Below are 15,443 nucleotides of genomic sequence, written 5' to 3'. Positions count from 1 at the left end.
CGGGAGGTCGTCCGGGCCTGACCGGGGCGGTTTCGGCGGATCGCGCCGCGTTGAACCAGAGCGCTCAGGGGCTCTTCGGCTCAGGGCGTCGTGCGGTGGGCGGCGGGGGAGGCAGGCCCGGTTCCGCCGCTCGGCCCCGAGGGCGGTCGAAGCCGCCGGCTCGGGAACGGTCCGGGTCCCGTCCTCCTCGGAGCACCGCTGATCGACGGCGCACGATCGGCGCATCCGCCGAACAGCGCGGCCGCCTCACCGGCGGGGACCCCGGGGGCGGGGACGCCCGGCACGAGGGCGCCCGCCGCGTCGCCCCCCGCGACGTGGTCCTCTCGCTCCCTCCCCGCGCATCGGGTTCCGGGCACGGGCCCTGTGGCTCGTCCCCGTCCCGTCCGTGTCCCGTCCAGGTCGCCGCGGATCGGCCTCGACCCGGGGTGGGAAGTCCCTGCCGGGACTTGCCCGGGCGGCCGTGCGGCCGCCCCGGGACTGAGGCGCCCGCACGGCGTCGGGCGGGATTCACGTGCGCACGACCGTGGAGCCGGGTACGGCCAGGTGCCGCTCGGCGTGCTCGGCGATCAGGTCGAGGGTGGCGGAGATGTCCGCCAGCGAGGTCAGTGGGTTGAGCAGCGTGAACTTGAGCCAGTGCCGCCCCTGCACCACGGTGGAGGCGATCACCGCGTCACCGGTGGCCGCGAGCATCTCGCGGGCGTGGAGGTTGGCCGCGTCCACGCGGGCCGCCGCCGTGCCGGGGGCGGGGCGGTAGCGGAAGACCAGGGTGGACAGCTGAGGGCGTACGGCGGCTTCGAACCGGGGGTCGCCCTCGATCAGTTCCCAGGCCTGCGCGGCGCGGTCGACGACCTCGTCGAAGAGCTCTCCGACCGCGTCGGGCCCCATGATCCGCAACGTCATCCACAGCTTCAGCGCGTCGAAGCGGCGGGTGGTCTGCAGGGACTTGTCCACCTGGTTGGGGACGGCGTTCTCGGCCATCCACGCGGGGTTGAGGTAGTCGGCGTGGTAAGTGGCGTGGCCGAGCACGGTGCGATCGCGCACCAGGACGGCCGAGGCGGAGACCGGCTGGAAGAAGGACTTGTGGTAGTCGACGGTCACCGAGTCGGCCCGCTCGACGCCGGCCAGCAGGTGGCGGCGGGTGGGGGAAACCAGCAGGCCGCAGCCGTAGGCCGCGTCCACGTGCAGCCACGTGCCGTACTTCTCGCACAGATCGGCGATCTGCGGAAGCGGATCGATGCTGCCGAAGTCGGTGGTTCCCGCCGTCGCGACCACCGCCATCACCGTCTCCCCGGAACGAGCACGGCGCTCCAGTTCGTGGGCGAGGACGTCCGGGCGCATCCGGCGGGTGGCGACGTCCACCGGCACGGGGACGACGGCGTCGGGGGCGAGGCCGAGGAGGCGTGCGGACTTCTCGATGGAGAAGTGGCTGATCTCCGAGGTGAGGACGCGCAAGGTGGGCAGCAGCTCCGCCCGGGTGGCTGCGGGGGCGGCGGCGCCCGACGTCCGGGCCCTCTTCGCGGCCAGCCGCAGCGCCTCTTCCCGGGCGAGCAGCATCGCGTGGAGGTTGGACTGGGTGCCGCCGGAGGTGAAGACACCGTCGGCCGCCGTCCCGAGCCCGACCCGCGTGGCGGTCCAGTCGACGAGCCGCCGTTCCATCAGGGTGGCGCCGGCGGACTGGTCCCAGGTGTCCATGGAGGAGTTGACCGCGGCTATGACCGCCTCGGCGACCACGGCCGGAAGCACCAGGGGGCAGTTGAGGTGTGCCAGGTAGCGCGGGTGGTGGAACCAGACCGCGTCGCGCAGATAGACGCGTTCGAGCTCGTCCAGGGCCGCCGCGGTGTCGCCGAGCGGTGTGTCCAGGTCCACGCCGTCCACCACCCGTGCCAGCTCCTGCGGGGTCGCTCCGGTGAACGGGCGGTCGGTGGAGGCGAGTTTGCGGGCGATGCGGGCGGTGGCGAGGTTGACGTCGCGGTGGTAGCGCTCCGCCGTCGCGCCGTTGAGCAGGTGGGACCTGCTGTGCATGGAGGCTCCTCCCTAGAGGGCGAATGAGGTCGGGCAGAGGGGGGCACCGCTCTGCGTCGATCGGATCGACCGTGGCGAGCGACGTCGGGAGCGGCGGCCGGGGGCACGGTGACCGATCGACGCAAAAGCCCGCCGAGCCGGAGCTCAGCGGGCCGGCGCGGACACGGGCCGGGAGCGAGGCGGCCGCGGGCGGCGTCGCCCGGCGCCCCGTCGGAACCTCAGCACGGGTCAGAGGAAGGACGGCGAGACCGGGTGAGCACGGTAGGCGCGCCGCGCGCGGTCGAGGATGTCGCCCACCCGCTGATCGACGTCCGTGGCAGCCACCGCGCAGAACCGGTTGAACGTGCGGACCACCTCGAACGAGTCGCTCGCCTCCCGCCACGCGGTGCCGAAGAGCTGCAGCACGTCGTGGTCCGTCTCCTCGAAGATGCTCAGGTTGCCGCGGGAGTTGGGCTGGATCCCATCGACCACTTCGTACCAGGACCGTTCCACCCTGCTCGCCGCGACGGCACCGGCCCTGGCCCGGGGCGAACCGCCTTTCAGCAGGTAGTTGAACTCCGGCAGGCCGTTGATCTCCTCGATCCCGCGCTCCAGCGCGACCATGCGCTTGACCTGCTCGTACCCGTAGGGTGAGAAGAGGGAGGCGCGGTAGCCCTCGACGATCCCCGCGTACTCCCGCGACACCAGCTCCCTGAAGGTCAGGTCGGGGTCGATCGTCACGGAGCTGAAGGCGAAGGGCGAATTCGCCACGGCGCAGACCGAATCGGGTACGGGCGACGGCCGGCGGTGCTGGGACCGGACCACGACCCGGCGTGTCGAGAGGTCGACGCTCAGGAGGATCGCGTAGACGACGAGCGAGATGCCGGGCTTGCTCACACGAAGCGCGGAACTGAGCCGTGCCAGCGAGCGAGCGTGCTCCGCCGACTCCACGACACCGAACGTCGCGGCCTCGGTCGGGTCCTTCCTGAGGTTGGTGCTGGCGGCCTCACCGAGCATCCGCCGCACGGTGGCCAGGTTCTCCTTCTCCGCCCGGGCGAACTCGGCCGAACGCTCGGCCTCGAGCACCTCGGCGATCCGGGCCGCCCTCAGGCGCGGGGTGCCGCCGGCGAGCAGCTCGCGGTACTCGTCGTGGAGCAGTTCCAGCCCGTTGCCGTCCACCGCCAGGTGGGAGACGACGGCCCCTCCCGTCCACCTGCCCCCTCGGTTGATCAGGAGCGGCATGAAGGCGCGACCGCGGCGCACGAACTCGCTCTGTGCGAGCCCCAGTACGCCCTCACCGGTCAGCGGGGCGTCGACCGAGTCCACCTCGATCGTCAGCGGACGTACGTCGGATCCCCGGTGCACGACCTGCCGCGGGAACGTGTCCGGGTCGGCGTGGTCGAACGCGTCCCCCACATCCTCGAAGACCGAGGTCAGGACATCGTGCCGGTGGGCCAGCCCCTGGAGCGCCGCCAGGACGCCCTCCTTGTCCGTGCGGGCCTCCTGCTCGTCGAAGACGATGCTCAGAGGCCAATGAACGGGGTCCAGCCCGCGGTGGTGAAACATCTCGACCATGGCGGCCTGTCCCCACGTAAGGCTCATTCGCTCGCTGTCCACCTGGTTTCCCGCCTCGTGTTCTGGATCGCTGTGTCGGTGGGCCGCCCGGTGCGCCCGGCTTCGCGTGCGGCACTGGGCGCGGCACGGAGACCGGTGCTCAATGCCCGCTCTCGAGATGGTCGTAGACGCGTTTCATCAACCGGCGACGGCGCAGGAGACTCTGCACGGGTTCCCTCACCAGGTTGCTCACGTACACCACCGCGAGCTCGCGGCGGGTGTCCGCGAGAGCGAACGAGCCGGTTCCGGAGTCGGATCCGAAGGCCTCCCGGCCCGGCTGCTGACCCGTCCACCGCCACCCCGTGAGCGCGCCGTGCGAGAAGTCGAAGGCGTGCTTGCCCTCACCGTCGGTCGACAGGCCCTTGCCGACCGGCTGCTCCAGGTACGGAACGGCGCGGGCCAGCGGGTCCGGCAGCGCGTCGCGCTCCGCACCGGTCGCGAGGACCCCGAAGATGCGCATCAGGTCCTCCGCCTTGCCGCGGAAGCCGGAGCCGGGCCACGCGCACGCCATGATCTCCGGTACGTCGGCCCACCACAGATCGGGCTCACGGTCGCCCGTCTCGCTGTTCACGATCGGCAGCGGAGGGGCCTCACCGGGCGCCGGCGGTCCGTATCCCAGTCCGGCGCCGAACGGTTCGAAGCCGAAGCGCCGTGCGAACGCGGTCCTGTCCATGCCCGACGCTCGTTCCAGAACGAGCGAGAGCACGTACCAGCCCGTCGTCACGGTGTAGACCGGCGCGTGCGCCGGGTCCACGGGAGAGCCGGCGATCCACCGCCGGAAACGTTCCTCGGACCAGCGCCCGGGCGTGGCGTCCCGGGTGATGCCGCTGGAGTGGGTCAGCAGGTCCCGGATCCGGATCGGGTCGAACCGCGGCCCGAAGGCGTCCGGCAGAAAAGGCCTCACCGGACTGTCGAGCGTCACGTCGGTCCGGTCGAGCAGGAAGTTCAGCGCGGCGAGCGCGAAGACCGGCTTGCTGACGCACAGCAGTGAGAACGTCGCGTCCTCCGTCCCCACGTGCTCGTCGTGCACGGTCTCGCCCCGGTACCGGACGATGACGCGCTCCGAGACCGTGGCGGGAAGACGCTCGCCGTCGATGAGTTTCACGCCGGTTCCTTTCGCTCGTCGCGGGCCGTTTGCCCCGCCGTCCGGTGCCGGCCCCCGACGAGCGATTCCAGGGCGGGGTAGTCCACCTTTCCCCGGCTCGTCCGGGGGATGTCCGGGACCGTCTTCGCCGACACCGACGACGCGGGCAGCCCGGCCGCCCGCGCAGTCCGTGTGACCAGTCTCGTTCACGTCGCCCCGGTGTCCGGCCACGCAGATGACGATCTCCGAGTCCGAGCCGATGACGGCTACGTCTCCTTCGTGCCGGAGGTACGTCTCGATCTCGTCGAGGCTGATCCGCTTCCCGAACTGCTTGACCGTCCGGCTCGTACGCCCCGTGATCCAGATGAAGCCCTCGTCGTCGATCGTCGCGAGGTCACCCGTCCGGTGGAACTCCTGGCAGGTCCGGCCCCGGCCGAGGCGGTTGATCGCCTCGGCCGAGTCGACGTAGCCCTGCATCACGCTGGGACTCTTGACGACGAGTTCCCCCCTGTCGCAGGCCACCTCGATCCCCGCGAGCGGCAGGCCCACGGAGCCCGTCTTGTCCGGTCTGCGGGTGAGGTCGAAGGCGGACACCCGCGTCATGAGTTCGGTCTGTCCGTACATGAGGAAGAACTGCGCTTCGTGTCTCTGCGCCAGGTCCAGGTAGCGGCGCGTCACCTCGGGTGCGAGCCGCCCACCGGAGTGCGACAACTGCCGCAGTGTCTCCGGCCAGTGCCGGGCGAACCGATCCTGCAGCAGCTCGTACATGAAGGAGACCCCGGCGAGGTGGGTGACGCCGCCGGTGGACAGGACGTTCCAGAACTTCCGGGACGTGGGGCGTTCCTTCGTCACCACCAGACTGCCGCCGGCCGCCAGATGGGAGTGCAGCACCGACAGGCCGAACGCGTAGTGCAGGGGGAGGCTGGTGACGGAGCGGCTCCGGGCGTCCAGCTCCAGCCGGTCGATGATCCCGAGCGCGTTGGCCCGCAGACCGGGCTCGCCCAGCGCAACGCCTTTGGGCACACCCATGGAGCCCGAGGTGAGCAGGACGAGCTTGGTGGAGGTCGTACCGGCCGCCCCGGCCTCCCGGCGGACCCAGTGACCGGGCTCGGTCTCGCGGTAGAGGGCGTGACCGAGCGACGGAGCGCCGACCACGAGGTGCGGCTCGTAGGAGTCGACGGTCCGGGCCATCGACTCCGGGCCGCTCAGCGGATCCACCAGGATGACCGTGGTCGGTGTCGCGAACGAGGCGAGGTACGCCACCACCGTACGCAGACTCTGCTCGGCCGCGATGACGACGCGAGCGCCCTCCTGCCCGAGGTGCCATTGGGTGAACTCCTCCACCAGGCGCTCGAGTTCCCCGTAGGTGATCGCCTCGCCGTCAGCGACGACCGCCACGGAGTCCCGGTCCCCTCCCAGCAGCCACATCAGCCGGCCGTCCGGGCTTTGATCAGGCGGGCGACCTGCGCCGGGGTACCGGCTTCGAACACCTCCTGTATGCCGAGCTGCAGACCGTACCTCTCGAAGACCGCTGTCGACACCTCGATCAGGGCCAGCGAGTCGGCACCGAGGTCGAAGAAGTCGTCGTCGACGCCCACGCGGACGCTCTGGGCGGCCTCGGCGACCACACCGCAGACGTACTCCTCGACCTCGTCGCGCGGGGCGGTGTAGACCGACCGGTGCTCGGCCGCGGTCTGCTCGACGACCCGCATCGTCACCTCGTCGACGGCCGCCGGATCCCCCATGACCACCACGGGAGCGCTCGCGTCCGTGCCGAGGTGCTCCCAGATCAGGTTCCGGTACTCGACGGCGCTGACCGTTCCGCCCGAGCGGATCACCACGATCCACCGGTCGTGCGAGAACGTCACGGCGGAGTCCGCGACGTCGGGAAGCGAGCCGACGAACCGGGCCAGGTCGGTGGACGGTGCTGATTCAGTGGTCATCGGTACCCCATCTCTTCAACTTGCCGACTTCGGTACGCGGGAGGGCATCGACGAACGAGAGCACATGAGGCCGGGACGCCGGTGGCAGGGTCCTCCTGCAGTGCGCCTTGATCGCGGAGGCCGTCGCCTTCGTGGGGTCGTCCGCGATGACGAGGGCCTCGGCGATGCTGCCGAGCACCCCGTGCGGTCGTGCCCGCACCATCACGTCCCGGACACCGGGCACTTCGAGGATCGTGCTCTCCAGTTCGGCGGGGTACACGTTCTCGCCGCCCACGGTGAACATGTCGCCGTCCCTGCCGACGAGGAACAGGTACCCGGCGGCATCGAGGTAGCCGCGGTCGCCGACGGAGCGGTACCCGTCGCTCGTCCGCCTGACGCCGGGCGCCGTGTGGCGCGCGTGGGACAGGCTGCGCATGTACACCTCGCCCACGGTCCCCGCCGGGACCGGTCGCCCGTCGGCGTCCCGCACACTGACGCGGGTGAGATATCCCTTCCCGACGGTTCCCGGTCGCTGTGTCCACTCCTGTCCTGAGCAGAACGTGAGCCCGACCTGTTCGGTGGACGAATAGAACTCGTGCACGCGGGCTTCCCCGATGCGTTCGATCCATCGCCGCTTGGTCCCGTGGTCGCATGCCGCCGCGGTGTGCAGCACACCGCGGAGCGTGCCCAGATCCGCAGCGGCGAAGCCGTCGGCCAGTGCCAGCAGGCGAAGATGCGTGGGCGTGGTGCAGAACCACTCCACGGACTCCGAGCCGATGACGTCCAGGACCTCGTCGGGGTCGAAGCTCCTGCCCGTCAGCGTCAGCCGGCCGCCGTCGAGCAGGCCGGTCAGTGCGGGGATCAGACCGGCCGCGTGGTGCAGCGGCAGCAGGCCGAGCTGGTTCGAGCCCGGGCGCCAGCCGGCCTGCCGGTACAGCCGTTGCATGCCGGAGAGCGCGGCCGGGGACAGGTCCAGGCGGATCAGCTTCGGACGGCCCGTCGTTCCGCCGCTGTGGAGGAGCGCACACCATGCGGCCGGACCGCCTTCCGGCGCGCGGTCGCTCCGCGCGGCGAGCGCGCCCTCGTGGAGGACCCCGTCGAACCCGGCGGCGACGAGCTGCGAGCACAGCCGCTCCGAGGTCGCCGCCCAGGTGCCGGCGCGCACCAGGCAGATGCCCAGTCCGGCTCGTGCGGCGGCCAGGAGGGTGACCAGCGTGGCGATCTCGTCGTGGGTCTCGTGGAGGACGACCGGCTGTACGAGGCCGTGCGAGTCGACGTGCGCGCGCATCTCCTTCGTCACCGACGACACCCTCGCCTCCAGGTCGCCGAAGGTCACTCGCGCCCCTGACCGCAGGTGCACCAGGGCGGTCGCCGACGCGCCGGCCCCGTCCCAGGTGCGCCGCAGCGAGAACTCACCGGCACGGTCGGCCCCGGACGGGGACGGCCCGGCGGACACGCGCCGCTCCCCGCCCCGGCCGCCTCGCGCGGCCGGGCGCACCGCACCACCGCTCGACCACTCGTTCATGCGGGGAGCTTCTCTCCGTCGGCCCCCGACGCCCCGGCACGCAGCAGTTCCAGCACCTCGGAGTGCAACGGTCCGTTGCTGACGACGAAGCCGCCGTCAGAGGCCGCCCCCACCGGGCCGCCGTCCAGAGCCGTGGCCCGTCCGCCGGCCTCGGCCACGATCAACGCACCCGGGAGCAGGTCCCAGGCCTCGCCCCACGGCTCGATGGCCACGTCCACACTGCCGTTGGCGACCCGAAGGTGCTGCAGGAAGCCGCCCCGGGTGCCGTGCGGGTACGACGAGCGGGCCAGTACGGCGCCCAGGTTGCGGTGAGGTGCCCCGGAGGTCCATTCCGCGAACCCCGCGAAAGCGACTTCGGCCCACGCGAGGTCACGCCGGTCGCTGACGCGTACGGCCTCGCCGTTGACGAAGGCGCCGCCTCCCCGCAGAGCCCAGGCGCGGATGCCCAGGAGCGGCGCCGAGATGACGCCGACGACGGGCTCGCCGTCGCGGACGTAGGCCAGGAGCGTGCCGAACTCCGGGTCCGACCGGGCGAAGTGACGTGTGTGGTCGATGGGGTCCACGAGCCATCCGTCGACCTCACCGGCGAGCAGGGCGCGCACTCCCTCCGGACCGGAGCGCTCCTCCCCGAAGACCTCGGCGCCCGGGGAGTGCGGGGAGAGTGCAGCGCGCACCGCGTCCTCGACGGCGAGATCCGCGCGAGTGAGCAGCGAGCCGTCGGTCTTCACCGACACGTCGCGCGGCTCCTGGTCGAACCTCCTGAGGATCGCGTCGGTCGAGTCCATGGCACGCTGAGCCGCCTCGAGGGCGCGTTCCAGCTCGGTGTCGATCGGCGACATCTGTCCCTCCTGCTCCTGCCGGACGGTCTCCCGCGGATGCCGCGTCGTGAAGGGCCATGCGTCGCCCGGCACGGGCCGGGCGGCAGGGGGAGCGCGCGCTGCCGCACGCACTCACGACGTCCACGGACGCGGGCATGCCCCGCCGGTCACTTCCGGCGGACACCGGTCTCCGGCCGCTCGGTTTCAGCGGTGGGTGACGGTGTACTGGATGGCGGTTCGGGGGTTGTCCCAGAACATCTGGTCGATCTGCTGTTCGGAGAATCCCAGGGAGGCCATGTTCTTGCGCTGGCGGTCGGGGCCGCTCTGGCCGGCGGCGACCTTGCCGTCGTCACGGCGCCACAGCAGTGAGCCGTCGTCCGAGAGGGGCTCTCGGGCCATGGTGGGGATCTCGGTGTGGTCGGTCAGCACGATCATCCTGTCGCTGCCGAGGTAGTCGACGGTCTTGCGGACGATGTCGAGGTCGACGTGGTAGCCGTCGAAGTTGATGCAGGGGAAGAGCTTGCCGTCCTGCGCCGCGTGGATCATCTCCGCCGGTACGGGACCGAGCAGGTCGGCCAGCGTCTCGCGGCTCCAGGGCCGGTCGACGATCGCGGGCAGTTCCCCGGCGCGCAGGGCCAGCTCCTCGGCGGTGCGGTAGGCGTGCCGGAAGTTGCGCGGCATGTCGTTGTAGAGGTGGTCGGTGAGGATCAGGTAGGGCGAGGACTCGTAACGGGCGTGCAGGAAGTCGATGACGGCCCGCATCCGGCGTGCGCTGCGCTCGGGAGCGTCGCGGTGGAAGTGCCCCAGCGCCACCCGGCAGCCGTGGTCGTAGAAGTCGGTCAGCAGGCCGGCGAAGGTGAAGCCGGGCGCGATCTCCTCGTCCAGCTCCATCGCGTCGGGAGCCATCACGATGTAGCGCAGGCCGTGGGCGCCCAGCGCGGCCAGGCGCCGCCACTCCTGCGCCGTCGGCGTCCACACACCCGCCCGGGGGATGCCCCCCTCGGGGCCGAGCATCGGGCCCTCCACCGCGAAGCCGCGTATCCGGGTCCCGGGGACCTTCGCCCGGTAGCCGTCGTAGGCCCTCACCAGTTCCTCGAACGCCCCCAGCGCGGGCCGGCGCAGATACACCGTGGGCACGATCTCCAGTCCGCGCTCCTGCGACAGCCTTTCCAGCGCGGGGAGGTCGGCCTCGCTCATCTCGGAGAAGTCGATCTCACCCAGGCCGTGGAAATGGTAGAGGAAAGACTGCGACACGTGAGAGACCTCCCATGACCGTGACGATGCATCCGCCAGGACGGCCCACGAGAGCCCCCCGAGCGCGATCACAGTAACAAACACCCGGTCCGCCACCCAGGCACACACCCACGCCGGCAAGTACCCACCCGGACACCACAGTTACCCGCCCGGAACGTCTCCGCACACCACCCCCGCCACCACCCCCGCCACCACAGGCCCCACCCACCGACCACCACAGGGAGAGGCGATCGATGCGGTTTCAGGACAGCGGCCGAGCACACTGCTTGGATCCGTGCGCCGGAGGCCGAACCGGGTCCGGACGATCCGCACCGCCGGTCATCGTGCTGGGCCGACGAGGCCTGCGGCCTGAGCCAGCAGGACCGCGGTGAGCGTCGAGGCGTCGGCGTACCCTCCGAGCGACGCCTGCGCCACCAGGGCTTCCACCGTGGTCTCCACGGTGCCCGCACGCGGAGTGACCACCTTGGCCCCGAGCGCGGCGTAGGCGTGCGTCACCTCGTTCGAGCTACCGGGACTGTTGTGGAACCGGCCGAGGTGGACCGCTCGCTCGCTGGTTGCTCCGATCTCCTCGAACATCTCCCGCAGCGCTGTCTGTTCGGCCGTCTCACCGGGATCGATCCTGCCGCCGGGCACCTCGAGGACGACCTGGTCCAGGGCGACGCGGTACTCCGAGGAGACCAGGACGGTGCCCGCGGCGGTCACCGGCACGGCGACAGCCGCCCCCGGATGGTCCTGGAAGTGCCAGGTGGAGGTCTCCGTCCCCTCGTGCAGCACCGCCTCGACGACACGGAACCACGGCGACAACCGATGGAGCCGGCGCTCGCCGATCCAGCGGGACTCGGGGGAGCGAGGTGCATCCATGGGACCTTCCGCGGTTGCTCGCACGTGTTCGTGATCGATCGGCGCCATCGTCGCACGCCGGCCGACAGCCCCAACAGGCGTATGACGGTGGGTGGATGTTAGTTTCCGGGACGTTGCTGGTACCCGGGAGGCAAGCGAGAGAATGACACGGCACGCACATCGGACCGGCGGCGAGGACGGCGTCAGCTGTCGGGCACCACTGAGAGTTTCCCTTGCGGGTGGCGGTACCGATCTCCCCGACTACTCCGCCGAGTTCGGGGGAGACGTGATCGCGATGGCCATCGACGCCTCCGTGCGTGTCCGCCTGTCCGCCTCCGAGCGGTCGGAGATGAGGTGGTCCGACCGGACGGGGGACCTGCCCGGCGACCCCGTGCTCAACGAACTGGTCACGTCGGTCCTGGGGACGCACCCCGACTGGGCGCACCGGACCTGGACGGTGACGAGTACCGCCGATGCCCGGGCGGGGGCGGGACTCGGTTCGTCGGGCGCCTTCCTCGTCGCGTTGGCAGGCCTGCTCCGCCCTGGCGGCAGCGCCGACGAGCTGGCCCGAACGGCATATCACTGGGAGCACCGTCAGGCCGGCCGCATGGTGGGGCCACAGGATTCCTTCGCGTCCGCCCACGGAGGGATCGGGGCACTCGCTGTCGGCACCGACGGCGCGGTCCGGGTCTCCCCTCTGGCACCGCACCCGCGCTCGGCCTCGTGGATCGACAGGAACCTGCTCCTCTTCGACACGGGCGACAGCCGTGACGCTTCGCGGATCGCGGCAGCGGCCAAGCGGGACGCCGAGCGTCGGACACCGGAGGGCGGCACCGGCGGACCCGGCCGCCGCACCGAACAACTCCACGCCATCCGGGCCCTCGTGGCCCCGTTCCGCCGAGCCGTCGAGGAGGGGGACGTCGACCGGTTCGGCCCCCTCCTGACCGAGAACTGGAATCTCAAGACGGGCCTGGGCCGCGGTGTCTCCACCCCTCGCGCCGAGGAGCTGCTGGCCGTCTGCCTGTCTGCCGGGGCTCACGGCGGGAAACTGGTCGGAGCGGGCGGCGGTGGCTACGTGCTGGTCAGTGTCCCCGACCGTGCGCTCCGCGCCGTGCGGGCGGCGATGGCCCGGGCGCACGCCCCCGAACTGCCGTTCCGCCTGTCCGCGCAGGGCGCGCGGGTCGACCGTACGGGCTCCCGTGAGCCGGCTCCCGGCAGGACCGGCGGTCGACGCGTCGCCCCCGTCGTCACCCCCCGGCAGCGTGGAGCATCCCCGGCTGGAGAGAAGGAGCTGTCATGAGCTTGGAGAAGCCGACCAAGATCTGGTGGAACGGTGCAGTGGGCGACTGGCAGGACGCCCAGGTCCACGTCACCACCGAGACCGCGATGCGCGGCGTCAACGTGTTCGAGGGCGTCATGGCGTACAAGGTGGAGGGCCGGTCCGAGCACGCCGTGATCGCGCTGGACGAACACCTCCAGCGGCTGTCCCGCTCCGCCGCGCTGCTGCATCTTCCCCTGCCCCACTCGCTGGAGGACCTGCGGCAGGGAGTCCTGGACCTGATCCGGGCCGAGCCGAGCGAGCTCGACCTCTACATACGCCCGACGCTCTACCTCGACAGCGGTGCCTACACGAGCGACCCGAGCCGCATGCGGATGGGCGCGTACATCACGTCGTACACCCGGGAGCGCGGCCCTCTGCGGAGTGTGCGCCTGGTCAGCACGCCGTGGACGCGGGTCGACGACCCGGCCTTCCCGTCCCAGGCCAAGAGCGGCGCCGTGTATTCCGCCTTCCGGCTCGCTCGTATGGCCGCGGTACGGGCCGGGGGCGACGAGCCCCTGCTGCTGAACGCGCGGGGCACGGTGGCGGAGACCGCCGGAGCGGCGGTCATGGCCGTCTTTCCCGACGGAGTGGTCAGCCCGCCACCCGAGGACGGCGCGCTCGACAGCATCACCCGCGCCGTGCTGACCCGCCTCCTCGAGGACGAGTTCGGCGTCAAGGTGACGCAGCGGTCCCTCCGCCCCGAGGAGTTGCACGAGGCTCAGGAGGTGTTCCTGTGCGGCACCCTCGACGAGGTCGTCGAGGTGGCCAGTTTCGACGGCGTCGAACTCGGCAACGGGACGGAGGGCCTGGCCCGCAGACTGTTCGACAGGTACCGCTCGATCTGTACCGCGACGGACTCCGCCCGCTCCCCTCTTCAGACTCGCGTAGCGTGGTGAGCGCACCCGTGCTGGACAGGGACCAACCCGACAACCTCCTAGAGAAGGTGGCGTGATGCACCTCCCGACCCACGACGAAGCGACCCGTCTCCTGCACCGCTGGACGGGCGGGGCGGACCCCCGGCTGCTCGGTCAGGGGATGGAAGGACTCGTCTACGAGATCGACCAGGACCGGGTCGCCAAGGTCTGGTTCAACGAGTCGGAGGCGGCCCTGCAGCGGACACAGGTGTTCTACGACGCGCTGGCCGGCAGCGCCTTCGAGTTCGCGGTCCCGCGGATCCACGAGGTTCACGTCGTCGAGGACCGCTGCGTCACGATCGAGCAGCGGCTCGCCGGTACCAGCATGTCCGACCTCCTGGAAGCCGGCCGTATCACCCACGCGGAGGCCAGGTCGGCGTTCGTCGACGTGCTGTCCCAGCTGGCCGGGAGCGGGCCGCTGCCCGAGGGCCGAGCCCTGTCGGTCATGGACGAGCAGGTCTCGCTCTACGACGCGGCCGATGATTTCCCCCAGGCCCTCCACGCACTGGCCGAGCGTCGCGTCGACCGGTTCAGGGCCGTGCTCGAGCCGGCTGTCGCGGACCTCGACAAGAAGTTCCACGCCTTGCAGGGGCGGCTGCGCGAGATCGACAGCGGACGGCGGTCCGTCATCCACGGCGACATGATCCTGGGCAACATCCTCGTGGACGACGCCGGGGCTCCGACGGCGGTCCTCGACTGGGGATTCCTCACGACCGAAGGCGATCCGGTGTTCGACGCCTCGGTGGCCGCCTCGATCTTCGACATGTACGGGGAGCACGCCCTGGAGACCGAGCTCGGTCTCTACACGCAGATCGAGGAGCGCCTGGGCTATGAGCGGGAGGCGCTCCTGGTCTACCGAGCGGCGTACTCACTGATCACCGCGAATGCGTACGACGCCGAGGGCAAGGACGGCCACTTCGCCTGGTGTGTCGCGGCCCTGAACCGGCCCGACGTCGTACGCGCGCTCCTGGGCTGAATCGACGCCGGTCAGTTCTGCGGCTCGTCGCCGGCGAGCGGTCGTCGGGCCCGTAGGACGGCTCGCTCGCTCGTCGGCGTCAGCGGCCGCCCCCGCTCGTCGTGGGCGGTCACGTGTTCGTACCCCAACCGGAGCACCAGGGACCGCAGTTCGGGGATGCCGTAACGGCGGACGTGGTAGCTGCGCCGGGTGGAACGGCCCTCGATGACGACCTCCTGCTCGGTGAGCTGCCGCCCGAGAAGCGGGTCGTAGCTGTGCCACTCGCGCAGGACGTCGTCGCCGTGGCTCTTCTCGGTGAAGTCGTCGAAGGTGCGCCCGAACGCGTCCCAATGGCGGCTCTCCACCAGCAGCCGGCCCCCCGGCTTCAGCGCGCGAAGAGCTGAGGACAGGGTTGCCTCGTCGTCCTCTTCCTCGTAGTAGCCCAGGGACGTCGACCACACGAGGACGACGTCGAACTCCCCGTCCGCCTGAGGCTTTCGCATGTCGCCCAGCAGGTAGGTGGTGGCCGGGTGCCCCTCTTGGCGCGCGATCTCGAGCAGGTGTCTGCTGGAGTCGATCCCCACGACCGTGTGGCCGCGCGCCGCGAGGCCGTTCGCGATGCGCCCGAAACCGCACGCCAGGTCGAGCACACGCATACCGGGGGTCAGGTTCCCCAGGTTCTCGATGGTGTCGAGTTCCTGGACCTCGGCACTCTCGGAGCGGTAGCGGCGCCAGAACCGGTCGTAGTCCGCCTCGAACGCAGGATGGGGCTGCGGCTGCTCGTGCACGTTCCTCCAACTCTCGGAAGGGGCCGCGCGAGAACGACCCCCGTGTGGATGTCCGTCGGCGGGAGCGACGTTACCAGTGCCTCCCGAGGGGCCCGTGGGCCGTGTGTGCGATGCTGAGCGGCCCCGACCCCACCGCAGCAGGAGGGTGCCGGCGGAGCCCGGGACGAAGCCGTGTGCGTGCGGCGGCGGGGGTCCCGGGGCCTGGCCCGTGCGAAGCCGCCGCGACCACGTCCGTCCGGAGGGTGCGGCCGGCCTGGGGCGCGGCCCCGGACCCGGCGGATTTCGTCACTGATCGCCGGGGCAGTCGAGGGGGGCGGGCGGGGAGCTCGGCACGGTGTGCCGACGCGTTCGGTGATGATGTGTTTCGCAGTGGGTCGGCTCGGGCGGGACGGCCGGCGTACCGGAGG

12 protein-coding genes are annotated in these 15,443 nt (G+C 71.2%); 3 read left to right on the top strand and 9 right to left on the bottom strand.

The window, feature by feature from the left end:
* Positions 1–507: 507 nt before the first annotated feature.
* The 8 genes from ACWH4W_RS24925 to ACWH4W_RS24890 all read right to left on the bottom strand — a co-directional run bounded on the left by ACWH4W_RS24925 (position 508) and on the right by ACWH4W_RS24890 (position 11,079).
* Positions 508–2,022 carry a pyridoxal phosphate-dependent decarboxylase family protein gene (locus ACWH4W_RS24925; RefSeq protein WP_473078085.1) on the bottom strand — a complete coding sequence of 505 codons (1,515 nt, stop codon included), beginning with the start codon at positions 2,020–2,022 and terminating at the stop codon, positions 508–510.
* A gap of 228 nt (positions 2,023–2,250) precedes the next feature.
* Complete coding sequence (locus ACWH4W_RS24920; RefSeq protein ID WP_473078084.1) at positions 2,251–3,576, bottom strand: condensation domain-containing protein; 1,326 nt, start codon at positions 3,574–3,576, stop codon at positions 2,251–2,253.
* A gap of 139 nt (positions 3,577–3,715) precedes the next feature.
* The gene (locus tag ACWH4W_RS24915; protein ID WP_473078083.1) at positions 3,716–6,097 is read right to left on the bottom strand and encodes an AMP-binding protein; all 2,382 of its coding nucleotides are present in this window, start codon (positions 6,095–6,097) and stop codon (positions 3,716–3,718) included.
* Positions 6,098–6,126: 29 nt separating this feature from the next.
* The gene (locus ACWH4W_RS24910; protein WP_473078082.1) at positions 6,127–6,642 is read right to left on the bottom strand and encodes an acyl carrier protein; all 516 of its coding nucleotides are present in this window, start codon (positions 6,640–6,642) and stop codon (positions 6,127–6,129) included.
* Positions 6,632–8,146, bottom strand: a complete 1,515-nt coding sequence (locus ACWH4W_RS24905; RefSeq protein ID WP_473078081.1) for a class I adenylate-forming enzyme family protein — start codon at positions 8,144–8,146, stop codon at positions 6,632–6,634. Before ACWH4W_RS24905 ends, ACWH4W_RS24910 begins: the two co-directional genes overlap by 11 nt.
* Positions 8,143–8,985 (bottom strand): inositol monophosphatase family protein, encoded by an 843-nt coding sequence (locus tag ACWH4W_RS24900; RefSeq protein ID WP_473078080.1) that lies wholly within the window; start codon positions 8,983–8,985, stop codon positions 8,143–8,145. The genes ACWH4W_RS24905 and ACWH4W_RS24900 overlap by 4 nt, the downstream gene beginning before the upstream one ends.
* A gap of 183 nt (positions 8,986–9,168) precedes the next feature.
* Complete coding sequence (locus ACWH4W_RS24895; protein ID WP_473078073.1) at positions 9,169–10,218, bottom strand: amidohydrolase family protein; 1,050 nt, start codon at positions 10,216–10,218, stop codon at positions 9,169–9,171.
* A 318-nt stretch (positions 10,219–10,536) separates the two neighbouring features.
* The gene (locus ACWH4W_RS24890; protein ID WP_473078079.1) at positions 10,537–11,079 is read right to left on the bottom strand and encodes an NUDIX hydrolase; all 543 of its coding nucleotides are present in this window, start codon (positions 11,077–11,079) and stop codon (positions 10,537–10,539) included.
* Between the two features lie 274 nt (positions 11,080–11,353).
* Here ACWH4W_RS24890 and ACWH4W_RS24885 point away from each other — a divergent pair, with 274 nt between their 5' ends.
* From ACWH4W_RS24885 to ACWH4W_RS24875, 3 genes are read left to right on the top strand one after another with little or no spacing between them, the layout of a single operon-like run.
* Entirely contained in the window at positions 11,354–12,358 is a 1,005-nt protein-coding gene (locus tag ACWH4W_RS24885) for a GHMP family kinase ATP-binding protein (protein WP_473078078.1), read from the top strand.
* A complete protein-coding gene (locus tag ACWH4W_RS24880) occupies positions 12,355–13,275 on the top strand; it encodes an aminotransferase class IV (protein WP_473078077.1) in 921 nt (306 codons plus the stop codon). The genes ACWH4W_RS24885 and ACWH4W_RS24880 overlap by 4 nt, the downstream gene beginning before the upstream one ends.
* 55 nt (positions 13,276–13,330) lie before the next feature.
* Positions 13,331–14,269 carry a phosphotransferase family protein gene (locus ACWH4W_RS24875; RefSeq protein ID WP_473078076.1) on the top strand — a complete coding sequence of 313 codons (939 nt, stop codon included), beginning with the start codon at positions 13,331–13,333 and terminating at the stop codon, positions 14,267–14,269.
* 11 nt (positions 14,270–14,280) lie between these two features.
* On the opposite strand, the gene ACWH4W_RS24870 is transcribed toward ACWH4W_RS24875, so the two are convergent.
* Entirely contained in the window at positions 14,281–15,036 is a 756-nt protein-coding gene (locus tag ACWH4W_RS24870; protein WP_473078075.1) for a class I SAM-dependent methyltransferase, read from the bottom strand.
* Between the last annotated feature and the right edge of the window lie 407 nt (positions 15,037–15,443).

This window comes from Streptomyces sp. DSM 120436 (assembly GCF_055778765.1).
Note: the sequence above shows the minus strand (reverse complement) of the source record. Positions and strands in the feature narration are given on the sequence as shown.

Bases quoted from the DNA above. Each gene is read 5' to 3' on its own strand.
- ACWH4W_RS24920 (WP_473078084.1), bottom strand. From the start codon at position 3,576: ATGGTCGAGATGTTTCACCACCGCGGGCTGGACCCCGTTCATTGGCCT.
- ACWH4W_RS24880 (WP_473078077.1), top strand. From the start codon at position 12,355: ATGAGCTTGGAGAAGCCGACCAAGATCTGGTGGAACGGTGCAGTGGGC.
- ACWH4W_RS24890 (WP_473078079.1), bottom strand. From the start codon at position 11,079: ATGGATGCACCTCGCTCCCCCGAGTCCCGCTGGATCGGCGAGCGCCGG.
- ACWH4W_RS24900 (WP_473078080.1), bottom strand. From the start codon at position 8,985: ATGTCGCCGATCGACACCGAGCTGGAACGCGCCCTCGAGGCGGCTCAG.
- ACWH4W_RS24905 (WP_473078081.1), bottom strand. From the start codon at position 8,146: ATGAACGAGTGGTCGAGCGGTGGTGCGGTGCGCCCGGCCGCGCGAGGC.
- ACWH4W_RS24885 (WP_473078078.1), top strand. From the start codon at position 11,354: ATGGCCATCGACGCCTCCGTGCGTGTCCGCCTGTCCGCCTCCGAGCGG.
- ACWH4W_RS24875 (WP_473078076.1), top strand. From the start codon at position 13,331: ATGCACCTCCCGACCCACGACGAAGCGACCCGTCTCCTGCACCGCTGG.
- ACWH4W_RS24925 (WP_473078085.1), bottom strand. From the start codon at position 2,022: ATGCACAGCAGGTCCCACCTGCTCAACGGCGCGACGGCGGAGCGCTAC.
- ACWH4W_RS24910 (WP_473078082.1), bottom strand. From the start codon at position 6,642: ATGACCACTGAATCAGCACCGTCCACCGACCTGGCCCGGTTCGTCGGC.